A 23,668-nucleotide genomic window follows, 5' to 3' on the forward strand; every position below is an offset into this window, starting at 1 on the left:
ACGTCATGAGCGACACGGAGCAGCGCAACCCGTTCACCAGTCGAGGATTCATCTTCGGAGCGATCATCTTCGGGATCCTCGTGCTGGCGGCAATCCTCCTCGCCGTCACGTCCCTGGGCGGTGGTGGCGGGCAGAACACGCCCGCCACCACCGCGTCGCCTCAGACGTCTTCCACTCCGGAGGTCGACGCGGACGCCGCGAGCGTCTGCGACCTGCCGGGCTACGACGAGAGCGGCACCCTCACCGCCGCCCCCATCACCGAGTGGACCATCGTCGGCACGATGGCCGCCCCCTCCTCGGACACCGCCGGCCCCGGCGTGATCGAAGACGACGGCCTGCGCAGCTGCTACGCCCACACCGTTGAAGGCGCACTCTTCTCCGTCGCCAACATCTGGGCGATGGGCACGGACGGTCGCCTCTACTCCGCGATCTTCGAGCGCCAGACTGCGCCCGGCCCCGGCCGTGACGCGGCGATCGAGGCCGCGATCCCCCCGAGCAACACCGGTGGGAGCGTGCAGATCGTCGGCTTCCGCGTGAGCTCGTACACCGCGGACGAAGCCACGATCGACATCGCCTTCCGCTCGAACACCAATCAGCTCCTCAGCTTCCCCGCTCCCGTGCAGTGGGTCGACGGCGACTGGAAGTCGGTCCTGACCGACGACGGTCAGCCCCCGTTCCGCCCGTCGGCGTTGCAGAACCTCGGCGGCTATATCCCTTGGGCAGGTACCGAATGACAGTGACCCCACCCGCAGGCGAACCCTGCTCGCCTCTCGACGTTCCGTGCTGGTCCTCGGCCGGCATCGGAGACATCGTCTCGCAGGCATCGAATGACGCCTTGCAGCAGTTCGTGAACAACATCCTGGAGGGCTACGGCAAAGCGATCGTCTCGCTCGGCACCCTCTGGGTGAATGTTCCCTCCCCGGTGACCGTGGTCGACCGGGGAGGTGGCGTTAACGGCGCTGGAACCACACCACCCGCACCGGAGGCATTCGAGACGATCCTCGGCTACGTGACGTGGGTGACCGCGGGCCTCGCGGTCATGTCGCTGATCGTCGCAGGCGTGATGATGAGCAGCCGTCGCCGACACGGTGACGGCGAGGCTCACATGGGCCGTATCGGCGTCATCATCTTCGCTGTCTTCCTGCTCTCCTCCGCCTCCGCGCTCGTGACGGGCTTCCTGCCCCTGGCGTTGCACCTGAACGAGTCCTCGAGCGTCGTCGGCTGGGTGCAAGGACAGCTCGAGTGGTACGCCGGCGGCCTCGCGATCCTCTCGATCCTCGTCGCGGCAGGCCGCATGGTCTGGACGCAGCGCGCGGGCGAGTTGCGCACCCTCGCCCGGTCCGTGCTGACTCTGATCGCCGTCGCCGGAGCCGGGCTCGTCGTGATCCGCCTCGCTACCCAGGCGGGTGATGAGTTCTCCGTCTGGATCCTCAACAACTCCACCAACTGCGACGTCACCAACGGCGAGAGCAACTGCTTCGGCACGAACGTCTTCGCGATGATCAGTCTCACCGCGACATCGCCCATCGGCCTCATCGGCCTGTTCCTCCTCGGCATGCTCGCTGTCCTGATGACCTACATCCAGGTCGCGCTGATGATCTTCCGCGGGGCGATGCTCGTCGTCCTCGCCGGCATCTTCCCGATCGCCGCGGCCGCGACGAACACCGAAATCGGTCAGCAGTGGTTCAAGAAGACGATGGCCTGGACCCTCGCCTTCATCCTCTACAAGCCCGCCGCGGCGATTGTCTACGCGATCGCGTTCCGGATGACCGGCACCGACCTGTTCAAGTCGGACGGCACCGGGCTGTTCCAGATCGTCACCGGCCTCGCGCTGATGCTCATTGCGCTCGTGGCTCTGCCCGCGCTGATGCGCTTCCTCGTTCCCGCTGTCGCCTCTGTAGGCGGCGGCGGAGGCGGGGCCGGCCTGCTCCTCGGAGCTGCAGCCGCAGGCGGAGCGGCCGAAATCGCCACCGGTGCAATCCGTTCGCGCAGCGGCGGCGATAGCGGCGGAGGCGGCGGCACTCCCGGCGGGGGCGGGTTCGGCTCGGCCCCGAGCGGAAGCAGCGCCTCCGCAGGCAGCAAGGGGTCACCCGCTGCGACCCCTGCGCCCTCCGGAGCCGGAGGCGGAGCAGCAGCCGGCGGCGGAGCAGCAGTAGGCGGCGGAGCAGCAGCAGGCGGCGGAGGCGCAGCAGCAGCCGGCGGAGGCGCCGCCGCCGCGGCTGGCGGACCGATCGGAATCGGCATCATGGCGGCCGGGAAGGCCGCTGAGGGCGCGAAGCACGCAGCAGGAGCGGTCAAGGCCGCCACGGACGACGCCACTGGCGCCAACGAGAGCGGGAACTGATGAGCACCACGACTCCCACGCGCAGCGCTGAGGCGCCGCGGACGTACGGGAACTGGCGCCGCCCGCAGACCGCGGGACTCGGCGGCCTCGGACAGCTCGCCACGGGCGTGCTGTTCGTCGGCATCCTCTCCTCGATCATTGCGTCGATGTTCTCCGGCCTCGGGGCCGCGCTGATCGTCGCCGCGATCTTCGGCGGGATCTTGCTGACGGTGTCGGTGAAGGACAAGCACGGGCAGAGCGCCCTCGGAAGGACGGTGAATCGCGTGAACTGGATGCGCACGAAGGCCAAGGGAGCGAACGTCTACCGTTCCGGCCCCGCGGGCCGGGCGAAGTGGGGCACGTTCCAGCTCCCGGGACTGGCTGCGGCGTCGCAGCTCTCTGAGCACGAGGACTCGCACGGGCGCCGGTTCGCGCTCGTGCACGTCCCCTCGACCAAGCACTACACCGTCGTGATCGCCACGGAGCCGGACGGCGCCGCGCTGGTGGATCAGGAGCAGGTCAACAACCAGGTCGCGGAGTACGGCATCTGGCTCTCCAACCTCGGAGACGAGCCCGGCATCGAGGCCGCCTCCGTCACCGTCGAGACCGCCCCAGACACCGGCACGCGCCTGCGGTCGGAGGTCGAGGGCTCGATGGACCCGGACGCACCGGAGTTCGCTCGAGCGATGCTCTCGGAGGTCGTGAGCAGCTACCCGGTCGGGTCGGCAACGATCCGCGCCTACGTCGCGATCACCTTCTCTTCCCTGTCTCGCATCGGCGGGAAGCGCCGTAACGCGAAGGAGGTCGCCGCCGACCTCGCCGCCCGCCTCCCCGGGCTGACGACGAGCCTCGCCGCAACCGGTGCGGGCGCTGCGCGGCCGCTCGGCGCTCAGGAGCTGTGCGAGGTGATCCGGGTCGCCTACGACCCCGCCGCGGCCGTCCTGATCGATGAGGCCCGCGCATCCGGTGACGTGCCGGAGTTGTCCTGGACCGACGTCGGCCCCGCGGCCGCGGAGTCCCGCTGGGATTCGTACCGGCACGACGGCGCCGTGTCGACGTCGTGGACGATGACCTCCCCGCCGCGCGGAGTCGTGCAGTCCGGGATCCTCGCCCGTCTGCTGGCTCCGCACCGCGACGTCGCCCGCAAGCGCGTCACCCTCCTCTACCGCCCCATCGACCCGGCCCGCGCCGCGGCGATCGTGGAAGCGGACCTGAACGCGGCGCAGTTCAACAGCTCGGCGTCCACCAAGCCCACCGCTCGCTCGACTCTCTCGACCCGCTCTGCTCAGGCGACCGCGGCGGAGGAAGCCTCCGGTGCTGGCCTGCTCAACTTCGGCCTGATCGTCACCGCGACGACCACTGACGCCGTGCACGAGGCGGACGCCCGCGCGGCGATCGACTCGCTGACCGCCGCGGCGCGGCTGCGGGTGCGGCCGGCGTTCGGGTCGCAGGACACCGTGTTCGCCGCCGGCCTGCCGCTGGGGCTCGTGCTCCCGCGTCACCTGCGCCTGCCCACCGAAGTGAGGGAGTCCCTGTGAGCCTGATCACCCGCCTGTTCTCCTCGAACAGCGACAGCGAGCTCGAGCCCGGAGAGGACGTCGTGCCGGACGGTGCGGTCACGGCCGCGCACGGAGAGACGACGGGGGAGGAGCTGCCCGTCGACGGCCTGCCCACCGGCGCCGTCTCGTCCTCCGCTGAGGCCGCAACGACCACTGCGGCGCCCTCGCGGCGAGCTGCACGCGCGCAGAGCGAGAGCCCGGTTGTCGCGGTTGCCCAGCGGCCGACGCTGGCTCGTGAGCGCACCCGCCCGCGCACCAGGCGCCGGGAGGGGAAGAAGGTCGAGATCCCGCACGGCGGGAAGAAGAAGGCCCAAGGGACCGCGCTGCGCCGTCCGCTGCGCCCGACGATCCGCGGGTGGCTCGGCCGCGGAGGTGGTGAAGCCGTGAACGTCACGGCCGCTGATGAGTTCCGTGGCACGACAGTGCAGGTGTGCGGGCTCTACCCGTTCTCGGTCGGGACGGGTACGCCGATGATCGGGGTGCCGCTGGGGAAGAACCTCTCCACCGGCGCCTCCGTCTGCTGCGACCCGATCAGCTGGTTCCAGCGCGCGAACCTCATCAGCAACCCGTCGATGTTCGTGCTCGGCAAGCCCGGCCTGGGGAAGTCCTCGCTGACCCGCCGCATGGCAGCCGGCCTCGCCGGCTACGGCACCATCCCCCTCGTGCTGGGCGACCTCAAGCCGGACTACGTGGATCTGATCGAAGCCCTCGACGGGCAGGTCATCCCTCTCGGCCGTGGCCGCGGCTACCTGAACATCCTCGATCCCGGTGAGGCATCGGAGGCGGCGCAGCGCCTCCGTGACGAGGCCGACCGCTCCCTTGAGCGGGCTGACGAGCTCGCGCACCAGGTCGACGCGCTCGGTGTCTCCGATGACACCGCGGCGATGATCGCGGAGGTCGGCCGGCTGCGTAAGCACGCCGCGAAGGTGCAGCGCCTCGCGCACCAGGTCCTCGCGGACGCCCACGGCCGCCGACACACGATGGTCGCCGCGCTCCTGACGATCCTCCGCTCCCAGCCGCCGACCGACCGTGAAGAAACGATCATCGACCGGGCACTGAAGTACCTGGACGAGCACCACCAGGGCGTGCCGGTCCTCGCGGACCTCCTGCGCGTGATCCAAGAGGCACCGGACGAGATCCGTCAGGTCGCCTTGGACCGCGGCGACATCGAGAAGTACAAGGACGTCACCGAGAACCTCGAAGCCTCTCTCATCGGCCTCACCACCGGTGGACGCCTGGGCGAGGTGTTCTCGAAGCAGACGACCACTCCGATGCGGCGGGACCGGCCCGTGGTCTACGACGTGTCCTCGATCGATGACTCCGAAGGCGACCTGCAAGCCGCGATCCTCCTCGCCTGCTGGTCCGCCGGCTTCGGGACCGTCAACGTCGCGGCCGCCCTCGCGGACGCGGAGCTCGAACCGCAGCGGCACTACTTCGTCATCCTGGACGAGCTGTGGCGGGCGCTGCGCGCGGGCAAGGGCATGGTCGATCGCGTCGACGCGCTCACCCGCCTGAACCGCGCGCGCGGTGTCGGCCTGGCGATGATCAGCCACACGATGTCGGACCTCCTCGCTCTGGCCTCCCAGGAGGACCAGATGAAGGCGAAGGGCTTCGTGGAACGCTCCGGCATGGTCATCTGCGGTGGCCTCCCGGGCGCTGAGATGCCGCTGCTGACCTCGGCCGTGCCGATGTCGATCGCGGAGCAGGGGATGCTCACCTCCTGGCAGGACCCGCCCGCCTGGGACCCCGTGTCCGGGCACGAGTCCGAGCCTCCCGGCCGCGGCCGCTTCCTGATCAAAGTCGGCGGACGTCCCGGGATCCCGGTGCGCGTCGAGCTGACCGCGGCGGAGAAGGAGGTCAACGACACCAACAAGCTCTGGCACGCGACCTCCCGCGCCGGCCGCGCAGCGGAGCCGCTGCCGACCGATCCCGTGAACATCGAGATCCTGCCGTGAGCGTCCTCGTCGCCCTCGGCGCGAGCTGCGTCGCAGCCGGCGCCGGCGGCGCCTCGATCGTCAGCGCGATCCGCGCCCGCCAGCGGACCGCGGACCGCGACCGGTTCCTGCTCACCCTCTGCTGGGCCGGCGTCGCGCTCCTGGCGAGCTTCGTCACCTGGGACCAGTGGGATCGAGTGATCGCATGAGCGCCGCGACCATCGCCACCTTCGCTCTCATCGCCGTGGCCGGCCCTCTGATCGCCGTCCCTACGGCGATGAGTGTCGAGCTGTGGTTCCGGCGCGAGGCGACCGGACGCTACGCGGCCGGAATGGTCGGCCTCGCTGTGGTCGCTGCCGCAGCGCTCTGCTGCGCGAGCGTGCTGGTGAGCCGGCTATGACGTGCCCGTCGACGCTCGCGTTCGAGGGCTACCTCTGGGCCTGCCAACGGGCGGCCCCAGGCGATCACCGGTTCCACACCACCGACCTGCCCCGCTCGTTCGCTGAGAGGGGCCTCGCGGTCCTCTCCTGGGGGACCTCGCAACAAGCATCCGCCGACGACCGCACGCCGCGGTGGACAGGCCCGATCTACACGGAGGAGTCCGCATGAGCACCACCGCCAACAACCGCCGCCGCGAACCCGGCAAGACCGGCAACGACGCCCTGATGCTCGGCGCCGCCCTGACCGCGATCGCTGCTATCGGCATCGTCTGGGTGGCCGTCGCGGTCGGGTCGCAGCTCGACGGAGTGAACGAGGGCCTGCCCTCGGATCCGTTCGAAATCATCTCGGGCCTATTCCGCGGCCGTGTGGTGTGGTCGACGTCCGCGACGATGATCGCCGCGGCCGCTGTCGCGGTCATCGTCCTCGTGGGCCTCTGGCTCGTGTGGATGCGCTCGCTCGGGCGGAAGAACCGCTCGAGCGTGGACCACGCCGCCCGGTACATGGCGACCCCGCGCGACCTGGCGCCGATGATGCGCAAGCAGGCGCTCAAGAAGTCCGCCCGCCTCGGCGTCGCTGAGAACCCCGGCGTCCCGGTGGGCCGGCTACACCTGGGGAAGCAGATGCTCTACGCCTCGTTCGAGGACATGATGCTGCTGATCGCCGGCCCCCGCGTCGGCAAGTCGACCTCGCTCGTCATCCCCGCGATCATGGCCGCCCCGGGCGCCGTGGTCACGACGTCGAACAAGCGCGACGTGCTCGACGCCACCCGCGACGTCCGCGCCGCCAAGGGCCACGTGTGGGTCTTCGACCCGCAGCGGGTCGCGTTCGAGGACGCGACCTGGTGGTGGAACCCCCTCTCCTACGTCACCGACGACACCAAGGCCGCCAAGCTCGCGACGCACTTCGCCTCCGGCACGAGGGCGATGAACGCGAAGACCGACGCCTACTTCGACGGCAAAGGCCAAGAGCTGCTGTCCGATCTGCTGCTCGCGGCCGCGGCCGGGAACCGGCCGATCAGTGACGTGCTGCTCTGGCTGACCTCCGTCGAGGACGAGACGCCCGTCGAGCTCCTGCACGACAACGGCTACCCGACGAACGCGCGAGCGGTCCGCGGCATCATGAACACCGCTGAGAAGGCCCGCGATGGGATCTACTCGACCGCGCAGGGCATGGCGGTGTGCTTGAAGAGCGCCGCGACCGCCGACTGGGTGAACGCCCGCCCGAACGACACCCGCCAGCAGTTCGTCCCGGAGACGTTCGTCACGTCGACGGAGACGCTGTACTCGCTGTCGAAGGAGGGCGCCGGCACCGCCGGACCCCTCGTCACTGCCCTGACCGCCGCGACCATCGAGGCCGCGGAGGAGCACGCCGCGCGCTCCCGCGGAGGCCGGCTGGCGACGCCGCTCGTCGCCGTTCTGGATGAGGCCGCGAACGTGTGCCGGTGGAAGGATCTGCCCGACCTGTACTCGCACTACGGCTCGCGCGGGATCCCGATCATGGCCGTGTTCCAGTCCTGGTCGCAGGGCGTCGGCGTGTTCGGCAAGGAGGGCATGCTCAAGCTGTGGTCCGCCGCGAACGTGAAGCTGTATGCCGGCGGCGTTGCGGAAGACGAGTTCCTGCGCACCCTCTCCGAGCTGATCGGCACCTACGACAAGGAGACCACCTCCGCCAGCTACAACAAGGGCGTGCGGTCGACCACCTCGGCGCTGCGCCGAGAGAAGATCCTCGAAGTCGCCGACCTCACCAGCATGGGCCGCGGACGCGCGATCATGCTCTCCTCCGGCTCCCGCGCCGCCCTCGTCGACACCGTGCCCTGGTACAACGGCCCGAAGGAGCAGGTCGCCGCGATCAACGCCTCCATCGCCGCCCACGACGCCAGCAGCGGACCGGCAAACTCCGCGCCGGTGTCGCCCGTCGTGACGGTCATACCTCCGCTCGAGGCGCAGCCAGCGGCGGACGTCGACGTGGACCAGGACGCGACTCTCCGGGGTGAGCGATGAGCGACGAGGACCTGTTCGACGTCGACACGGATGCGTTCTCGGCCCCGGTTCGACCCGTCAATTTGCACCCCGTCGAGGCGGAGGCTGAGGACGAGGAAGAGGTGCCGGCGACGTACTTCGGATCCGCCGACGAGTGGGTCCGGAAGTTTCTCCGGCCCTCTTACCGACGCCGGGTGACGGCAAAGGGCCAGGCGGCCGGCGATCGGTGGGCGGCTGAGTGGTGGAGCAGCGTCGAGGCGCTGACCCGCATCGAAGCCCTCTGGCGGATGTGGGAAGAGATCCGCACCAGCGCCGGCTCACTCAGCGCCTACTGGATCAACCACCTCGACCCGCACATGCGAGTCCTGCTCTCACCCAGCGGACCGTTCGCAACGTCAACTGACGAGAACCGGCCAGGCGACATGCTTCCCTACACGGCACCGCCGACCGGGATGTTCCCGCCGGACGCGCAGGTCTGATGTCTGATCACCGAAGAAGCCGTGACCTAAACGTCGGAAGAGCCGATCAACTCGAAGACGCCGTGACCGAATCCTTTGACCGACGCGGTGTTCCTGCTGAGGGTGACTCCCTCACCTGTGAGCAGGACCGCTGACGCAGCGATGCTGAGGTCGACGCTCGCCGCCTCTCGACGAGGGTTGATGACGACGAGGTGGGTGCCACCGCGAAGATAGGCGAGGGGGTATCCCGCCGCCAGGATCTGTCGCGACGCATTGGTGCGCAACGCAGGCGTGCTTCGACGAAGCATGACGAGCTCGCGGACGAAGTGCAGGAGCGAGTTCGGATCGGCCAGCTGCTTCGCAACGGTCGGCCGGGCTGGGTCGGGATCCTGCGGCAAGTAGAGGTCGGCTGTCGGCGCCGTGGAAAAGCCTGCGTTGGGGAGCCGGTCATCCCACTGCATGGGGGTGCGGCAGCCGGCGCGGTTGAAGCGCGGGTCCCAGACGCTGCCCTCGGTGTCCGGGAGCCCGTCGAGGTAGCGCATGCCGATCTCATCGCCGAAGTAGATCGACGGGATCGATCCCCAGGTCAGGAGGAAGAGGAAGGCGGCACGCAGCTGCTCACCTGTGCGCGAGCCGGCGGAGAGGCGGGAGAAGTCGTGGTCGGCGGTTGGCAGGACGAGCAGTCGATCGGCGCCGACCTGCTCGACGCGCGGGAAATCAGGCCCCTCCTCGCCGAGAGCGCCCGCGGCATCGAGTTCGCTCCCGCGACCGCCGAGGTCGCTGCACCGATCATCAATCGGATCGGGCTCACGACCGGACTCGAGCGGCTGACGCTCCTCCTCGAGCTCCTCACGCTGCTCGCTCGCTCACCCGCCGGCGACCGCACCCCGCTGGCGACGGAGTTCTTCATGCCGCAGCTCGACGACCGCGCGGCCGCGATCGTCGACATCGTCCTCGAGTACGCCTTCGCCGGCCACGCCGGCCAGGTCAGCGTCGGCGAAGCAGCGGACCTCGTCAGCATGCACGAGGCGACGTTCTCGAAGTACTTCAAGAAGGCCACCGGCCAGAACTTCAGCGAGCTCATCCGCAAGCTCCGCATCGCCCACGCAGGGCGCCTCCTCACGACGACGACGCTGTCCATCGCGGCGGTCTGCTACGAGGTCGGCTACACCAACCTCTCGAACTTCAACCGGCAGTTCCTGGCCGAGAAGGGCGTCACACCCCGCCAGCACCGACGGGACGCCGGGGAGGCGTCAGCGTAGGCGACGGCGGCAGCAGCGACCGCAAACTGCCATGCCTCTCCAGGTGCGCGGCACCTAAACTGACATAATCTCAATTATGAGAAGCGGCATTGGGAAGCGCCCGGGGGAGCGCGCAAGCCCTGTACCGCCCTCGACGGGCTTGCGTACCGTCGCTGACGACCCGCACCACTCCTCGAGGCACCGGACCGGTGCAGAACAGGTGACAGCACATGACTCGCGAGCAGAACATCGCCTCCCAGCAGGCCTTCGGCGAGGCGGTCAACGCCGGCGACTTCGCCGCGTTCGACGCACTCGTCGCGCCCGACTCGGTCGATCACGACCCGGCGCCCGGCCAGGCACCCGGCCCGGAGGGATACGCCGCGTTCTTCGGCGACCTGCGGACCGCGTTCCCCGACATGGCACTCGAGGTCGAGAAGCTCGTCGCGGACGACGACAGCGTCGCGTTCGCCTACACACTGACCGGTACGCAGACCGGTGTGTTCCAGGGCCACGCGCCGACGGGCAAGTCCGTGAAGATCCGCGGCATGCAGATCAGCACCTTCGTCGACGGCAAGCTCGCCGAGCGCTGGGGAAGCAGCGACGAGCTCGGCATCCTCACGCAGCTCGGCCTCGCACCCGGCGCCTAGCAGGCGGGACTCCGGCGGGTTCCGAGGCTCGTGTGCAACCCACACCTCGGAGCCCGTTGAGCGGGGTCCGTGCGAATATACTGACATAACGTCCATTATCGGACATGCGCCACTGAGCAAAACCGGCTGCAGACAGCACACAGGGGCGCCGCGCTGAAGCGAGTGTGGCTCAGGCGCGAGTACCCTCACGCGTGCCGAACACTGCGGCGGCTGGTGCGGTGTCAGACAGTCGGTAGATTCCTCGGCTGCCGAACTTACGATTGTAGGTTTCGCGAAGATCGACGACGATCTGGCGCTCCTCGGGGCTGATCGACTCGGCCTTGCCGGCCGCTATGCGGTCCGCGAGAACGCTTTTGCGAGTTTTCTTCGCCATTTGGACCACCTTCCCTTCGCTTCATTGTCCGCCTCCGCCGACGCCGCGTCTACTTCGGGCGCGATCGCTTCGATGACGTCAATGATCATCTCGAACTCAACCTTCGTCGCGTCAGCCGACAGCGCCCTGAGCGCCCGGAACGCTGTGAGGCGATCTGCCCGCTTGTCGGAGCTCGCTCGCTCGAGCGCCCACTCCGTTCGACTCCACCACGCCTGGCGATCCGCAGTGTCCTTCGCGACTCGGCTGGACCGCCGAGCGGGGTTAAACGCAATCAACGCCGCCACGACGGCCAGAATTCCGGCGGCAGGGGGGCCGCTCCAGAAGTCACGCCAGAAGGGGTCGTCCATCTCGAACGGCGGTAGCAACCCTCGGAGGACAACTCCGGCCAACACTGCGAATGGAGCGACGAGGACAGCTCGCCTCCACCGATCCCACCAGGAGAACCACGCCATCGCCCATGTTGCGCGACGCTCCGCCCAACGAGCGCGGGCGAGGCGCCGGCGCTCAGAGTTCGCCTCCACGACCGAGGACTCGACACCGTCTACCACGACGTCAGACTGCCACGACAGCATCACTTCCACGCCCCCATGCCACGTTCGCAGCGCGGATCTCCCGTAGACACGCCGATTCACAGGCCACCCGGACAGACGCTCCACAGCGGTGGATAACTCTTCAACTTCCGCGAGATTCCGCGGCGTTACACGTGTGACCCTGTGGATGAATCGGGGGAGGAACGGTGGATAACTACACGAATGTAACTACTACATCTTGTAGACCTACCCCCTTGACACCCCAACATGTAGAATTTTGGGCGAACGCAACACGACCCCGTCCTACTCGGGGAAGCCGAGCGGTACGGGGTCGAGGCACCAGTTTGGTCACGGGTACCAAGACCGTAACACCGCAAGGCGCTCACGCAACCTGCATGGGCGCCCTCTTGGCTCAGCTGTAGTTGCCTCAGATAGGCACGTCAATGACGAACCGTTCTCCCCTCAGTCCGGGCGACAAGACGCCCCGCTCCGGCCAGTACGAGATCATCGGCCCGCGCGGGGGTCAGACCGGCAAGGAGCGCACTTCGACGAAGGGCAACCCGCTGCCTCCGACGCCGAAGGCCGGCCAGAGCTACCGGCTCACCGACCCGACGAAGCACTGAAGCCAGCCTGATGGTCACGCGACGCGTCAACGGTCCGATCTACGTCTCCTGCCCCGGGTGCCGGCGCAATCTCGGCCCTTTCTCGAGGCTTTCAACAGGGCTGGCACGCTGCGCGCACTGCGGCACTCAGTTCAACGTTCGCTAGGCAACGTCGTGCGGGCGCTCCGACAGGAGTGCCCGCACGACGGCCGTGGAACGGAACCGAGAAACGGTGCACTGATGACGAGGCGCTACTAGGCCGCGATGTCGGAGGTAGCCGCTACCGTCCCCGTATGAAGCTGTTTCGTCGCTCACGTGAGATCGACGAACAGAAGACGGCTCAGACGACCACCAGCGCTGCGACTCCTCCGGTTGAGCAGCTGGAGTTCGTCCACCGCGAGGTCGAACGTCAGCTGGGTGAGAATCTCGCGGTTCAAGCCAACGTCATCACCCGAGCCACGGTCCTAGTCGCCGCATCTGGCCTCCTCGGCGCTTCCGTTTCCAACGAGGTAGCGAACACCTGGCAGCTCGCCAGCATCGCCTTGGCGCTCGTCGCTGCATGCTGCGGGCTGTGCTCTCTTTGGCTTTGGAAGAGCGAAGGCGCTGAGATTACCGCGTCGACACGGGACAGCTACCTCGCGGCCAGCCCTGATCACGTCCAGTGGGCGATCGTCGAAGACCTGCTGCAGACGCTCGCCGCTCGGCGCGCCGACCTTAAGAAGAAGGCTCGATGGGTCTCCGCCGGGTTTCTAATCCTCGTGGTCTCCTGGCTGCTCAGCATGGGCGCCAGCATCCTTGTCCCCCCATCTACTCAGGGAGGTGAAATGAACGACTCCAAGCCGACTCCCGTAGTGTCCACTCCCCCGTGGTCCACTGACGAGGTCATCGCGCTTCCCAGCATGGTGGGATCTACGCTGACCGCCAGCCAGGATCCTGCTGACTTCAAGACTCACTGAGCACCACGCGAGGGAGAGAAGGGAGCGTGAGTGTGCTCCCTTCTCTCCCTCCGCGACTCCTCAGCGGCTGCGGTCGCCGGGCACACGTCGCCGACCGCCTGTGTCGACAGCGACGTCTAGAAAGATACCTATATAGGTATCTTGGTGCTAGCGGTAATGCACCGTGTACCTACATCTCGGCCGCCTCGGGGTGAATCCCTATGAGGGCTCATCCCAATCGGGGGTGTAGGAGTTGGGGTCTGAAGCCGCCGGTCTCGAGCAGGCTTCGGGCGATGTAGTTGGTCAGGTTGCGGAACCCGAGTGCGGAGCCGCGCAGGTGTTCGAGCCGTCCGTTGAGCGCCTCGGTCGGCCCGTTGCTGGTGCCGGGTCGTTCGAAGTAGGCGCGCACGTCAGCGGCTCGCTTCTTCAGGGTCCGGCCCAGGGTGGTGAGCTCGGTGAGCACCTTGGGGACGCCGGCGCTGAGGTCGGTGATCAGCTTCTCCATGAGCTCGCGGCCACGTCGCCGGTCCTCGTGGCGATAGGCGGCGATCATGCGCTGGTAGACACCCCAGGTCACCTCGACCTCGACGTGAGCGTCATCAACGAACAGCGCGCGTAGCCTGTCGCTCTGCTTGTCGGTGAGCAGGTCCGCGCCGGTGTGCAGCGTGCGCCGCGACTTGTAGAGCGGGTCGTCCCTGAACCCACGGTGCCCGTGGATCGCGAGTTGGACCCGGCGCCGGCACCTGTCGAGGGCGTCACCGGCCAGGCGCACGACGTGGAAGGGATCCATCACCGTGACCGCGTCCGGGATCTCCTCTGCAGCGGCGGTCTTGAACCCGGTGAAGCCGTCCATCGCGACCACCTCGACCGCGTCACGGAAGGCGTCGTCGCGGTCGGCGAGCCAGGTCTTGAACGCCGCCTTCGACCGGCCCTCGACCATGTCCAGCAGCCTTGCTGGACCGGCGCCATCGCGGACCGGGGTGAGGTCGATGATCACGGTGACGTACTTGTCGCCACGCCTGGTGTGGCGCCAGACGTGCTCATCGACGCCAATGACCTTCACGCCCTCGAACCGCGTGGGGTCGTTGATCAGCAGCCGCTTGCCTTCAGCCAGGACCGCGTTGTTGGCGGTGTCCCACGCGACCCCGAGTCCCTCGGCGACACGTGCGACGGTGAGGTGTGCGACCACGATCCCTTCCAGCGCCCACCGCAGCCCGGTGCGCGAGAGCTTCGCGCGTAGCTCCGCCGCGGCGCTGGTGTCTTGGCGCCACACGTGTCCGCAGTCGGCACAGCGGTAGCGGCGCACTACAACTTCCAGCACGGTCGGTCGCCAGCCCAGCGGCTCGTGGGCCAACCGCCGGATCACGGTGTCACGAGCAGCGCCTTCGCTGCCGCACCGTCGGCACCACTGATCTGGTTCCACCACGCGGCACGCGAGGACCGCACGATCCGGTTCAAGTCGTTGTCCGGTCACGCTCAGACCGAGGCCGTCGAGTCGAGCGAAGGCGGTCAGGTCAGGGCGGCCGAAGCCGGCCGGCGGGATAGCGTCGGACACGTCGAGGTCTTTCGGATGGATGGCGTAGGAACCTCCGTCGTCGGGAGACCTCGACGTCTATCTGCGGACCGACGCTCTCGGCCGACCTACACCCTCATCTGAGAAGACCCCTGAAACGTCTTCGCCGACGACGGGGCCGGCGAGGAGGAGGGCGCGGTGAGCTAAAAGAATGGAGCTTGCTCGGCTTCGACGCCGCCGCAAGCTCCGGTGAAACGGTCGGTACTGGTCGGTCGTCGTCGGTCACCACCGGATGGCGGCGTCCTCCACGCTCGGCGTTTGCGCAGGTCAGCGGCTCGTTCGCCCAGTGGGCGCATCAAGCGATAGACGCAAAGCCGACGTGATCAGGTCGTCCGTTCGATTCCGACAGGCGGCTCCGGCGAACCGTTCTGGCGGTCGCGCGATGCGCTGGCCTCACGGCTCTGCCCGACACCGACGTCCCTCTCCTCTGCGACGGACCCCTCGCCGGCCGAGCGCTCGCGGCCGGCATCCTGTCCGTGTGCTGATAGGCCTCGCACCGCTCGGCAACGCAGCGTGGCGTTGCGTCGCGACCTGGCGACGGCTCGGCGGGGCGCGATCGTCTCGTGCGTTGGCGGACTACGGGAGCTTGGACGCGAGGACGTCGGCCGCCAGGATCTCGGGTGCTGCGCCGAGGAGGTGCTGGTTGGCCATCAGGGCTGCGACGATGGCGCCGTTGGCGTGGGCGTCGCGAGCGGCTTCGTCGGGGAATGCATCGAAGATCCAGAAGGTGTCGGCGTGGGTCCTGACCGCGAACCAGACAATCGTTCCTACTTCTTCGTTGGCGAGTGCGACAGCGCCGGCGAGCAGATCGGCGACCGCGTCGTGCTGTCCATCGGCCGCGACGATCTTGGCGACGAAGGCATACGGAAGTGATGCGGGTGTGGACATGAGGGACTCTCCTTGACGTCGGGGTTCTTCGTGGGACGAGTTCAGCGTATGACGAGCGAGGGCCGGTGGGGAGTGGCGTATACGGCAGTATTGCTATTGTTTACGTCATGCGTATCGGACTGATCGCGATCGACGGCTGCTTCGGTTCGGCTATCGCGTCGATCATCGACATCGTGCGGGTGGCCGACGGAGCCCGCGGCGATGTCGACCCGCGGATCGACCCGATCGAACTCGCCATCCTCGGACCGAAACGGCGAGTGACCACGACGGCATCAATGACCCTGTCGGTGGACCACCCGCTGTCGGAGTCCGGAGAGTTCGACGTGGTCGTCGTCCCTGCGCTTGGAACCCTTACGGCCGCCGCTACCAACGACGTCCTCCAGAGCCGAGATGCTCGTTCGGTCATCGCCTCGCTCGGGCGCCTCGACGAGGCGACCACCCGGATCGCCGCGGCGTGCACCGGCGTGTTCGCTGTCGCCGAGACCGGACGGATGCATCATCGGAGGGCGACGACCAGCTGGTTCCTGGGGCCGGAGTTCCTGAAGCGCTATCCGACCGTCGCCCTCGATCTCGACACCATGGTCGTGGTCGACGGGAACCTCGTCACCGCCGGCGCCGCGTTCGCCCACATCGACCTCGCGCTCTCACTCGTGCGATCGATCAGCCCCGACCTGGCCCAACATGTCGCCAAGCTCCTCATCATCGACGAGCGTCCGTCGCAGGCGGCCTTCGTCGCCTACGAACATCTCCGGCACGAGGACCCGATCGTCGTCGAGTTCGAACGCTTCGTGCGCGCCCGCCTGGACGAACCGTTCAACGTCGCCTTCGTCGCGCAGTCGCTCGGCACCAGCCGGCGCACCCTCGAACGACGAGTCCGTGCGGCGCTCAACCTCACTCCGCTCGGCTTCGTCCAACGGCTTCGCATCGAACGAGCTCGGCACCTCTCAGCAACCACGGACTTCACCTCCGCCGAGATCGCGCTACGGGTCGGCTACGCGAACGCCGAGACTCTGCGCTCCCTCCTGCGCAGGGAGCGACGCCGTTCCTGACCTATCGCCATGCCTGTAGCCGGTGTCCTAGCGCTCGACTGGAACCACCTCTCAGCACGTCGCGTCGACGCTCCTGCGTCGCCCCTGGACGACCCACTCGACACGCCCGCAGCACAGGTCATGTGACGTGTCCCGGCTTCCCGGACGGTCGGGGTTGGGTGGCTGTGATGTCGCTGCGTTCTCGTCGGGGGGGTCAGCAGACTCGATCAGGGTCGACTGGGATGAGACGCGAAGGCGGTCAGGTCAGGGCGGCCGAAGCCGGCCGGCGGGGTAGCGTCGGTCACGTCGAGGTCTTTCGGACGGATGGCGTAGGAACCTCCGTCGTCGGGAGACCTCGACGTCTATCTGCGGACCGACGCTCCCGGCCGACCTACACCCTCATCTGGGAAGAGCCCCTATGAGCAGGCCCGAGGGACGCGCGGTTTGCGCGCAGATGACGTAATCGCAGTTGGTGGACTGGGATGTTCTCGGCCAATCCTCATTCCGCAGTTTCACACTGAGGCCCTGAACGCAAAGGAGCATTCGTAAGGGACAGCAGCAGAACCCGCCGCCGAAGCCGCCGTCGAAGCCCGGGCCTAACCAGCCCAATCCGCTGGGTAAGCCGCACTGATCGACGTGAACGAGGAAGGGCCCGCGACACCATTCGGTGTCGCGGGCCCTTCCCGTTTTGGCGTCAGCGGCCGGGTTCGGATCGTTCGATCTGGCGGCCCTGTCCGCGTCCGCCGCGCGTCGACGGGACTCGTGTGCGCGCTGCGGGGTCCGCGCCGCGAGCGGGAGTCGCGAAGGAGGCATCCACGGTCATCCGCGCGTTGATCTGCTCCTGCGGGACATCCTGGGCCTGCATCGCGTTCGCGGTGTGAGCCCGGCGTTCGGCGCTGTCGTAGGCGAGTTCCCCTTCGGAGCGGGCCGCTGCTGCGCGTCCCGCGTCCGTCGCTGCAGGAACGCCGCCAGGGGCGTTCTGAACGCCGCTGTCGTCGCGGTAGAGGGCGACTTGGGATCGAGCATCCTCGGCGAGGGTGCGCAGCTCCTCGGGGCTCTGCGTGGGCGTACCGCCGGCATCGGCGTCGCGGTCGTACTGGGCGGCCTGCTGCTCGAGCTCGTCCGCGCGACGTGCGGCGTCGATCGGGATCTCGGTCGGTGTGACCTGGGCGGATGCGTCGTTGGCGCGATCGAGGCGGTCAGCCTCCGCGATCATCATCTGAGCCTCGGTCACGTCCCGCTGAGACTGTGCCCGCTCGGAGTCTCCGGCGTCGACGGCCGGGCCTCCGGCCTGGTCTGTGCGCCACTCCTGCACGAGAGCTGCGCGGGCGGCTTCGGCCACGGCGGGGTCCGCGGGCTGCACCCGTCCGTCGTCATCGAAGGCGACGGCCGTCTCGACGCGGTAGTCCTGGTAGCCGACCGGATCGTTGGCGCGCTTCCACTCCTCCGCGAGGCTCAGGTGCATCGCGGGGATGTCTCCTGCGACCGCCGCGCGGTAGTCCTCGATGAGTGCCCGTTCAGCGGAAGGGTTGGGCTCGCGAGTGTCACCGACAGGCATTGTGAGACGGTCTTCGTCGTGGCGGTGGTAGCCCTCCGGTGCCGCGGTGGTGGCCCACTGCTTCGCGAGGTCCAGCTCGGTCGGGGTGTCGCGGGCGATGCCCTGCAGCGTGGCGACGTCGACGCCGTAGCGCTCCGTCGCCTCCGACGCGATCAGTGCACTGGCGGACGCGATCTGCGGGTCCGCGTCCTTCCACGCCGCGGCCGTCTCCGCGACGCGAGCGACGTCGTGCACGGTCGCCTGATCCCACCACTGCGGATCGTTGACGACGGCCACCGCCTGCCGCGCCGAGGCCCGCTCGCCCTCGTACCGGGCCGCAAGCTCGCGCGCCTCGATTGCGCTGCGCTGCTGCGCTTCGCGCATCGCCTCCTGGTAAGCGCGGGCCAGCTTCTCGCCCAGCTGGATCGCGATGGTGAGCGCGATCCGTGCGGACGAGTTGATGGACTCCTCCACGCCTCCGTCGTCGTCAGCCATAGTGATTCCTCCCCTTCACTCGCGTGGGTCTAGCGTTCGTGTCCGTCGCGCTCGCGCGGCTCAGGGCCGCGCTGCGGGGCAGCGGTCGTGGTGACGGTCGGCTCCGCCTTGGTGAGCTTCGTCGGCACCGGGCTCCCGGTCGCGAAGCTCGCCTGCACCGTCTCGCGGGCGCGGCGAGTGTCCTCCGGCAGGGCATCCCAGGCGTTCTTCTGGATCTGCGCGTTGTAGCCCTCGTGAACCGTCTTCAACTGGTTCCGGATCGTCCCCGCGAGCTCGCGCGTGCGGCGGACGTCACCGGCGGCCTTGTGGGCGTCCATGATCGCCCGTGTGGTGCGCACGATCTGGCGCAGCAACATGGCCTCCTCGGCGGCCTTGTTGCGCTTCCCGGCGGTCGCGAGGATCAGCATCGTCGTGCCGGCCATCGACGGCATCGCGGCCGGCCGCGGAGTCGACTCATGCGCGCGAAGGTGCGCGGATCGGGCGAGCTGACGCGACGCTTCCGCCAGCGGTCCGGGAGTCGGCTCGAGGCGCCGCGACCATGCCGCGTACGCGCCGGATGCCTCCCGTGCAGCGTGCGCCCACGTCGCACGGTCGGACGGGTCGACGGTGCGCAGGTAGTCGTGGAGCCGGGTCATGTCCTTGGCGTAGGTCGAGTACAGGTCAGTCGACAGATCGGCTTCCTCGCGGCCCGGCTTCACCGGCTCGTAGCGCCACGGATTCTTCGCGGTGGCGCGCCACTCGTCCACGGCGGCCTGAGCCGTCTCCAGCTCGTCCGGCCACCCCTTCCGCAGCTCCGGAAGGGTCAGGTCGCGAGCGAGGCGCCCGCCGCCGTGCCAGACGGCCGGCGCTCCCTTGTCCGGGCGCAGCGCGACGGAGTAGCCGGCGACAACGTCGTCTCGACCGGCGGCGTAGCGGGGACGGATGAGGACGCCCGCCTGTCGCATCCGGCGCACGAACTCGCCCTCGTCCGCGGAGCTGGTGGCGGCGGATCGGACGGCGCGCTCGAGGCGGTGCGCGTCGACCTCGACGGCGCCTCGTCGGCGTGCAGATTCACGCTCGCCGGGAACGACTCCGCGCTCTCCCAACTCGCGCTCCGGAGAATGGAGGGGCTGGAGATCGAAGTCGCGTTCCAGCTCGCGGCTGACCTTCTGGGCGAGGCGCTTGTCGTAGGGGATGTACGCCTTCGTGCCGTCCTCGCGCACACGGGAGACGGCGACGTGGATGTGGTCGTTGCCGTTCTTGGAGAGGCCGTGACGAACGGCGACCCACCGGCAGTCGGCCTTGCCGATGTCCTCGCCAGCGAACCCCATCCGGCGCACGAACTCGGTGGCGATCTGGCCCCACTTCTCGTCGCTCAGCTGCCCCTCCTCCGCTTTCAGCGAGAGGGAGCAGTGCCACACGTCGGCGTCGACCTTCTCGGTGACCGGCTTCCCGGTACGGGAGTCGATCATCAGCTCACCGGTGGTCGAGTCGGTGATCTTCTCCGCGCGCTGCACGGTGACGCCGAATGCCTCCTTGGGGAGGTTCAGATCGCGCGCGACAGCGAGCGCGGCGGCGTGGTCGAGGATGCTCTCTCCGTGCATCGCCATGATCGCGCCGTTGCCGGCGATGAGGTGCTGTTCGGTGTGCTCGTTCGAGCGCCCCTCGCCCGCGAGGTAGGTCATCAGGCCGTCCATACGGCCGCCGTAGGTGACGTTCGGAATCACAGGCCGGCCACCCGACGAACGGCGTCGCGAATCTCGGGAGCGAGCTTCTGGAACTCGCGGTAGATCGCCGCAGCCTCGTCGGGGAATCGGCCCTCGGTGTTCGCGAACTTGGCGAGCTGGTTGACGTTGTTCGTCAGGTTCTCGAGCCGAGAGTTCACGGAGAACAGCTCGGCGACAGCCTGCTTCCACTCCGTGTCGGTCCGCACCTGGGCGTTCATCGCGGACTCGAAGAGCAGCCGGGGAACCGTGACGCTCTGCACGACCGCCCGAGCCTCAAGCTGCACCCGCTCCTCGTCGGTGACGTAGACGCGATACGGCTTGTCCCGCTTCTCGTCTCCCTCGACGTTCGCTCGCCGCTTCCGGCTGAACAACGCACGACCGCGATCGTCACTCATCGGCGCGTCCTTCCTGTCCTTCGGCCCAGCGCAGCGAACCCGCCAAATCGGCGGGGACCATACGACCAGTATGCCCCCGGCCGGCGCGCAGCGCCAGGTCGGCAAGCGAGTTACCGGCGGTAAGTCGACAGCTTGCTCCGCAAACCGGCCGTGCGCGAGCGTAGCGAAGGAGCACGAAGCCGGACCGCCGGCCCCGTTCCGCGGCGCTAGAACTGAGCCTCCGGAACGGAGACTCAGTCGCGCCTTCCAGATGCCCATTTGGGCATGTACCCTGACGGCATGAGCGACAACACCAGAAACCCAGAGGACGCGGCTGACGCTGCGCGCCGCCTCCTCGAATCGACTGTCGAAAAGCGCGTCGATGCCGTCCGAGCGATCGTCACCGCAGCGAACGACACGGACGCTGCTCGGACCGCTCTCACTGACGCGCAGAACCGTCACGCAAAGGCCTGGGCGGAGGCTCTGGCGTCGGGTTGGTCGGAGAAGGAACTCCGCGCAGCAGGAGTGCCGCGACCGGACCAGCCGCGAGCGCGCGTCACCCGCTCTCGACGGCCGGCTACTGCTGACGCCCCCGCCACCGAACCGACGGAGAACAACGGCGCGGAGTCGACGGAGAACGTGGCATGACCGACGACGACTCCGCTGTTCTGCACGCGCAGGTCCGCTCCTGGGCGGAGGGCTCAGATCCTCTCTCCGCGGCCGTCGAACTTCTCATCCGATCGCGTCTCGTCTACGCCGGTTCGCCGTGGATCAAAACCGACAACGCCTGGCAGACGAGCGCCGTCGACTTCGACCGCCTCGCATACGAAATCGGAGCGCTCAGTGGAGGCGAGCAGCGCATCGCGCGGATCGCCTCGTCTCTCGGCCAGGGTGTCCCGGTCGACCTCCGCGAGGACGTCGCCGGCCTTGACATGGCGCACACTCGACTTGTCCTCGCAGCGGTCGCACACGCGGCCGGACTCGGAGAGCCCGGTACGACGATCCAGACCGTCGGCGGAGTGCCGACGATCGTTCACTACGACGCCTTGGCGACGTGGCCGGACGAGTAATCTGATCGTGCACGACGACCCCCCTCGTCGCTGTGGAGGCACCCGCTAGAGCATTCATGCTCGCGGGGGCTTCTCCGTTCTCACGACGAGCGCGCCGGCTGCGGTCCGGCCGTCCATCCGACGCTTCACTCTTGCCTGCGCCGATCGACCGTCAAGAGCGCTGCGCGTCCCCTCGGGATGCCCCTGCGGGGCACTCCTGACGGCCGCCCGTCTCCGGCATCGCGCCGCTTATCGGATGGATGGCCTCGGTGCGTGCTCAGCCCCGAGAGCGCAATTCCGCAGCGCGCGCAGCCAGCTCCTCGCGGGCCTCGGCGGCGGCGCGCTTGCGGGCCGTCTCGCGGTCACGAGCTGCACGCTCGAACTCGCGCTGATCGGCTTTCATCTGCGCGATGATCCGGTCCACCTCGTCCTGGTCGATGCTCGCCAGGCGAGCGGCCTCGGCCGCGCGCTCCGCAACGGCCCGAATACGGTCGGCGTCGCGCTGCGCAGCAGCGACCCGGCGGGCGGTGTCGAGCTGCGAGTGCTCGGTGATGACGCTGCGGATGACCCACCCGTAAAACCCGAGCGCGTTGCGGCTCGTGAACGTCTCCGGGACGCGGCGACCGTCGCGAGACAGCCAGGCGTTCATGGCGAACATCAACCCCTCGACGCTCCACTCGGAGACGTCAATACAGGTGCGATCCAGCATCCCGACGACATGCCCGATGTGCACTCCACGGGCGAGCCAAGGGATGCGATGAGCCAACGCAGCAGCGAAGCGCTGCAACTCAATCGATCTAGGAACCGCCGGCCGACCTGTCGAGCTGCGTTTCGCATCACTCCGTCGTCTCGGCTGCCGCGAAGCGGCTCCTGAGCGCGGTTCACCGCGCGTTGGTGAGTGTTTCTTAACTGGACTTGTAGATGTAACTGGGCACCTACGGGGTAGCTGGACATTTTCCACAGAACCGAAGGATTCGCCCGTTCGTGACGTCGGTGCAGCCACGGTCGCCGGCGTGGGACGCGGCATGACCAGCGCCCTCGTGGAGGCCATGCGGAGCTGGCGGCCACCGTGCGCCGCGTGCGCCGCGTCACGCTCAGCACGAGTCAGGTAGCGGCCCTCGAGAACCGTCGCGGCGAAGCCCAGCGACTCCATCAGCGCACGAGCCCGCTGCACCGTCTTGCCGCACATTCCCAGCGCGGCCGCGACCGTCTCGTGTGCTGTCGTCACACCGCGCCCGGTGTCGACGTCAGCCGCGAGCCAGTCGGCGCGAGCGACGCGCAGCAGCGTGTCCGGAGCGACACGTGCAGCGCGGCGCAGCTCCTCCCCCGTCGACGTCCCCAACGCGTCCATCAGCGCGTCGAACCAGCGCGCTCCGGACGTCCACGCCGGAAGCGGACCGTACGCGCCTGGCGTTGGCTCGGGGCTCCATGATGAGCCGGCTCGAGAACTGTTCGGCCGCGACGCGGCCGCCTGTGGCGCCTCAGGTGCACGATCGGCCGACTCCTCCCCTGAAAAAAGGGTGGGTCGGACGTGCACGGAGACGAACTCCGCTGTTACGATGTGGTCATTCCTTCCGGGTACGTTCCGGCGGGTACACCGAAGGCCCGGCTGGTAACCGGTTCTTGGGTGGGACTGCTTCACACCTCTGAGTCGCCAAACTGTGCGAGGTGGGAAGCCAAGGCTTCTAGGCCCGTCGCGTGAGCGGCGGGCCTAATGCGTTAACGGGTGTCGATGGGCAGCTCCTCATCGGACAGAAGGGTTGGCTGGGATGGCCACCACGAGGGGACCCCCTCGTCGGTCAGCTCGCTCCGGACGTGCTCGACCAGGCGCTCAAAGAACACCGCGGCCGATACGTTCGCGTGCAGCGCCATGTCGTTGAAGTCATCGCGCGCCTGCCGCTCGACCGTCCAGGCAACGTTGGTGGGCTCCACCATCGTTCCTCGGGGACGCCTCGTCGTAGCCATGTGATTAACGTAGAGCTGTGGCTGTGATTAA

The 23,668-nt window shown here is 68.3% G+C and carries 24 protein-coding genes; 15 read left to right on the top strand and 9 right to left on the bottom strand.

Features of this window, described 5'->3' with window-relative positions:
- The first annotated feature begins 5 nt into the window (after positions 1-5).
- The 8 genes from LRG51_RS19185 to LRG51_RS19220 all read left to right on the top strand — a co-directional run bounded on the left by LRG51_RS19185 (position 6) and on the right by LRG51_RS19220 (position 8,715).
- Positions 6-734, top strand: coding sequence for a hypothetical protein (locus LRG51_RS19185; RefSeq protein ID WP_230674240.1), 729 nt, complete (start codon positions 6-8; stop codon positions 732-734).
- Between the two features lie 101 nt (positions 735-835).
- Complete coding sequence (locus LRG51_RS19190; RefSeq protein WP_230674241.1) at positions 836-2,344, top strand: hypothetical protein; 1,509 nt, start codon at positions 836-838, stop codon at positions 2,342-2,344.
- Complete coding sequence (locus LRG51_RS19195; RefSeq protein ID WP_230674242.1) at positions 2,344-3,861, top strand: SCO6880 family protein; 1,518 nt, start codon at positions 2,344-2,346, stop codon at positions 3,859-3,861. Before LRG51_RS19190 ends, LRG51_RS19195 begins: the two co-directional genes overlap by 1 nt.
- Positions 3,862-4,166: 305 nt before the next feature.
- Positions 4,167-5,837 carry an ATP/GTP-binding protein gene (locus LRG51_RS19200; protein ID WP_442966681.1) on the top strand — a complete coding sequence of 557 codons (1,671 nt, stop codon included), beginning with the start codon at positions 4,167-4,169 and terminating at the stop codon, positions 5,835-5,837.
- On the top strand, positions 5,834-6,025 hold the full coding sequence (locus LRG51_RS19205) for a hypothetical protein (RefSeq protein ID WP_230674243.1): 192 nt from the start codon (positions 5,834-5,836) through the stop codon (positions 6,023-6,025). The genes LRG51_RS19200 and LRG51_RS19205 overlap by 4 nt, the downstream gene beginning before the upstream one ends.
- Positions 6,022-6,216 (top strand): hypothetical protein, encoded by a 195-nt coding sequence (locus LRG51_RS19210; RefSeq protein ID WP_230674244.1) that lies wholly within the window; start codon positions 6,022-6,024, stop codon positions 6,214-6,216. The genes LRG51_RS19205 and LRG51_RS19210 overlap by 4 nt, the downstream gene beginning before the upstream one ends.
- A gap of 205 nt (positions 6,217-6,421) precedes the next feature.
- Entirely contained in the window at positions 6,422-8,257 is a 1,836-nt protein-coding gene (locus tag LRG51_RS19215) for a type IV secretory system conjugative DNA transfer family protein (protein WP_230674245.1), read from the top strand.
- On the top strand, positions 8,254-8,715 hold the full coding sequence (locus tag LRG51_RS19220) for a DUF4913 domain-containing protein (protein WP_104288556.1): 462 nt from the start codon (positions 8,254-8,256) through the stop codon (positions 8,713-8,715). The genes LRG51_RS19215 and LRG51_RS19220 overlap by 4 nt, the downstream gene beginning before the upstream one ends.
- Positions 8,716-8,741: 26 nt before the next feature.
- Here the strand turns inward: LRG51_RS19220 and LRG51_RS19225 are convergent, their stop codons facing one another.
- On the bottom strand, positions 8,742-9,377 hold the full coding sequence (locus tag LRG51_RS19225) for an alpha-amylase family glycosyl hydrolase (protein ID WP_442966683.1): 636 nt from the start codon (positions 9,375-9,377) through the stop codon (positions 8,742-8,744).
- Here LRG51_RS19225 and LRG51_RS19230 point away from each other — a divergent pair.
- On the top strand, positions 9,351-9,956 hold the full coding sequence (locus LRG51_RS19230) for a helix-turn-helix domain-containing protein (protein ID WP_230674246.1): 606 nt from the start codon (positions 9,351-9,353) through the stop codon (positions 9,954-9,956). The genes LRG51_RS19225 and LRG51_RS19230 overlap by 27 nt on opposite strands.
- A 209-nt stretch (positions 9,957-10,165) precedes the next feature.
- Positions 10,166-10,582 carry an ester cyclase gene (locus LRG51_RS19235; protein ID WP_056045707.1) on the top strand — a complete coding sequence of 139 codons (417 nt, stop codon included), beginning with the start codon at positions 10,166-10,168 and terminating at the stop codon, positions 10,580-10,582.
- A gap of 169 nt (positions 10,583-10,751) precedes the next feature.
- On the opposite strand, the gene LRG51_RS19240 is transcribed toward LRG51_RS19235, so the two are convergent.
- Entirely contained in the window at positions 10,752-10,955 is a 204-nt protein-coding gene (locus LRG51_RS19240; protein WP_230674247.1) for a hypothetical protein, read from the bottom strand.
- Positions 10,956-11,928: 973 nt separating this feature from the next.
- On the opposite strand from LRG51_RS19240, the gene LRG51_RS19245 reads away from it, so the two are divergent.
- Both LRG51_RS19245 and LRG51_RS19250 read left to right on the top strand, forming a co-directional pair.
- Positions 11,929-12,108 carry a hypothetical protein gene (locus LRG51_RS19245; protein WP_230674248.1) on the top strand — a complete coding sequence of 60 codons (180 nt, stop codon included), beginning with the start codon at positions 11,929-11,931 and terminating at the stop codon, positions 12,106-12,108.
- Between the two features lie 272 nt (positions 12,109-12,380).
- Positions 12,381-13,043, top strand: a complete 663-nt coding sequence (locus LRG51_RS19250; protein WP_230674249.1) for a hypothetical protein — start codon at positions 12,381-12,383, stop codon at positions 13,041-13,043.
- Positions 13,044-13,251: 208 nt separating this feature from the next.
- Here LRG51_RS19250 and LRG51_RS19255 read toward each other — a convergent pair whose 3' ends face one another.
- Both LRG51_RS19255 and LRG51_RS19260 read right to left on the bottom strand, forming a co-directional pair.
- Positions 13,252-14,577 carry an ISL3-like element ISPfr2 family transposase gene (locus tag LRG51_RS19255; RefSeq protein WP_230674250.1) on the bottom strand — a complete coding sequence of 442 codons (1,326 nt, stop codon included), beginning with the start codon at positions 14,575-14,577 and terminating at the stop codon, positions 13,252-13,254.
- A 594-nt stretch (positions 14,578-15,171) separates the two neighbouring features.
- Positions 15,172-15,483 carry a putative quinol monooxygenase gene (locus LRG51_RS19260; RefSeq protein WP_033107114.1) on the bottom strand — a complete coding sequence of 104 codons (312 nt, stop codon included), beginning with the start codon at positions 15,481-15,483 and terminating at the stop codon, positions 15,172-15,174.
- A 107-nt stretch (positions 15,484-15,590) separates the two neighbouring features.
- On the opposite strand from LRG51_RS19260, the gene LRG51_RS19265 reads away from it, so the two are divergent.
- Positions 15,591-16,532 (top strand): GlxA family transcriptional regulator, encoded by a 942-nt coding sequence (locus LRG51_RS19265; RefSeq protein WP_053548963.1) that lies wholly within the window; start codon positions 15,591-15,593, stop codon positions 16,530-16,532.
- Between the two features lie 673 nt (positions 16,533-17,205).
- Here the strand turns inward: LRG51_RS19265 and LRG51_RS19270 are convergent.
- Genes LRG51_RS19270 through LRG51_RS19280 form a run of 3 tightly spaced genes read right to left on the bottom strand, consistent with a single transcriptional unit; the run spans position 17,206 to position 20,644 of the window.
- The gene (locus tag LRG51_RS19270) at positions 17,206-18,543 is read right to left on the bottom strand and encodes a hypothetical protein (RefSeq protein WP_230674251.1); all 1,338 of its coding nucleotides are present in this window, start codon (positions 18,541-18,543) and stop codon (positions 17,206-17,208) included.
- A 29-nt stretch (positions 18,544-18,572) separates the two neighbouring features.
- Positions 18,573-20,207, bottom strand: a complete 1,635-nt coding sequence (locus LRG51_RS19275) for a relaxase/mobilization nuclease domain-containing protein (RefSeq protein ID WP_230674252.1) — start codon at positions 20,205-20,207, stop codon at positions 18,573-18,575.
- A gap of 38 nt (positions 20,208-20,245) precedes the next feature.
- Positions 20,246-20,644 carry a plasmid mobilization protein gene (locus LRG51_RS19280; RefSeq protein ID WP_230674253.1) on the bottom strand — a complete coding sequence of 133 codons (399 nt, stop codon included), beginning with the start codon at positions 20,642-20,644 and terminating at the stop codon, positions 20,246-20,248.
- A gap of 279 nt (positions 20,645-20,923) precedes the next feature.
- Here LRG51_RS19280 and LRG51_RS19285 point away from each other — a divergent pair, with 279 nt between their 5' ends.
- Both LRG51_RS19285 and LRG51_RS19290 read left to right on the top strand, forming a co-directional pair.
- Positions 20,924-21,271, top strand: coding sequence for a hypothetical protein (locus tag LRG51_RS19285; RefSeq protein ID WP_230674254.1), 348 nt, complete (start codon positions 20,924-20,926; stop codon positions 21,269-21,271).
- The gene (locus LRG51_RS19290; protein WP_230674255.1) at positions 21,268-21,693 is read left to right on the top strand and encodes a hypothetical protein; all 426 of its coding nucleotides are present in this window, start codon (positions 21,268-21,270) and stop codon (positions 21,691-21,693) included. Before LRG51_RS19285 ends, LRG51_RS19290 begins: the two co-directional genes overlap by 4 nt.
- Positions 21,694-21,949: 256 nt before the next feature.
- Here LRG51_RS19290 and LRG51_RS19295 read toward each other — a convergent pair whose 3' ends face one another.
- Both LRG51_RS19295 and LRG51_RS19300 read right to left on the bottom strand, forming a co-directional pair.
- On the bottom strand, positions 21,950-22,438 hold the full coding sequence (locus tag LRG51_RS19295; protein ID WP_230674256.1) for a hypothetical protein: 489 nt from the start codon (positions 22,436-22,438) through the stop codon (positions 21,950-21,952).
- Between the two features lie 953 nt (positions 22,439-23,391).
- On the bottom strand, positions 23,392-23,607 hold the full coding sequence (locus tag LRG51_RS19300; RefSeq protein ID WP_230674257.1) for a hypothetical protein: 216 nt from the start codon (positions 23,605-23,607) through the stop codon (positions 23,392-23,394).
- Positions 23,608-23,668: the final 61 nt, after the last annotated feature.

Origin of the sequence: Rathayibacter sp. Leaf248 (assembly GCF_920939495.1) — a bacterium.
GTDB classification, from domain to species: domain Bacteria; phylum Actinomycetota; class Actinomycetes; order Actinomycetales; family Microbacteriaceae; genus Rathayibacter; species Rathayibacter caricis.

Excerpts from the sequence above, each read along its gene's own strand:
- LRG51_RS19185 (WP_230674240.1), top strand. The coding sequence starts at position 6 with ATGAGCGACACGGAGCAGCGCAACCCGTTCACCAGTCGAGGATTCATC.
- LRG51_RS19195 (WP_230674242.1), top strand. The coding sequence starts at position 2,344 with ATGAGCACCACGACTCCCACGCGCAGCGCTGAGGCGCCGCGGACGTAC.
- LRG51_RS19210 (WP_230674244.1), top strand. The coding sequence starts at position 6,022 with ATGAGCGCCGCGACCATCGCCACCTTCGCTCTCATCGCCGTGGCCGGC.
- LRG51_RS19215 (WP_230674245.1), top strand. The coding sequence starts at position 6,422 with ATGAGCACCACCGCCAACAACCGCCGCCGCGAACCCGGCAAGACCGGC.
- LRG51_RS19220 (WP_104288556.1), top strand. The coding sequence starts at position 8,254 with ATGAGCGACGAGGACCTGTTCGACGTCGACACGGATGCGTTCTCGGCC.
- LRG51_RS19235 (WP_056045707.1), top strand. The coding sequence starts at position 10,166 with ATGACTCGCGAGCAGAACATCGCCTCCCAGCAGGCCTTCGGCGAGGCG.
- LRG51_RS19240 (WP_230674247.1), bottom strand. The coding sequence starts at position 10,955 with ATGGCGAAGAAAACTCGCAAAAGCGTTCTCGCGGACCGCATAGCGGCC.
- LRG51_RS19245 (WP_230674248.1), top strand. The coding sequence starts at position 11,929 with ATGACGAACCGTTCTCCCCTCAGTCCGGGCGACAAGACGCCCCGCTCC.
- LRG51_RS19250 (WP_230674249.1), top strand. The coding sequence starts at position 12,381 with ATGAAGCTGTTTCGTCGCTCACGTGAGATCGACGAACAGAAGACGGCT.
- LRG51_RS19260 (WP_033107114.1), bottom strand. The coding sequence starts at position 15,483 with ATGTCCACACCCGCATCACTTCCGTATGCCTTCGTCGCCAAGATCGTC.
- LRG51_RS19265 (WP_053548963.1), top strand. The coding sequence starts at position 15,591 with ATGCGTATCGGACTGATCGCGATCGACGGCTGCTTCGGTTCGGCTATC.
- LRG51_RS19270 (WP_230674251.1), bottom strand. The coding sequence starts at position 18,543 with ATGGCTGACGACGACGGAGGCGTGGAGGAGTCCATCAACTCGTCCGCA.
- LRG51_RS19275 (WP_230674252.1), bottom strand. The coding sequence starts at position 20,207 with ATGACCTACCTCGCGGGCGAGGGGCGCTCGAACGAGCACACCGAACAG.
- LRG51_RS19280 (WP_230674253.1), bottom strand. The coding sequence starts at position 20,644 with ATGAGTGACGATCGCGGTCGTGCGTTGTTCAGCCGGAAGCGGCGAGCG.
- LRG51_RS19285 (WP_230674254.1), top strand. The coding sequence starts at position 20,924 with ATGAGCGACAACACCAGAAACCCAGAGGACGCGGCTGACGCTGCGCGC.
- LRG51_RS19290 (WP_230674255.1), top strand. The coding sequence starts at position 21,268 with ATGACCGACGACGACTCCGCTGTTCTGCACGCGCAGGTCCGCTCCTGG.
- LRG51_RS19300 (WP_230674257.1), bottom strand. The coding sequence starts at position 23,607 with ATGGTGGAGCCCACCAACGTTGCCTGGACGGTCGAGCGGCAGGCGCGC.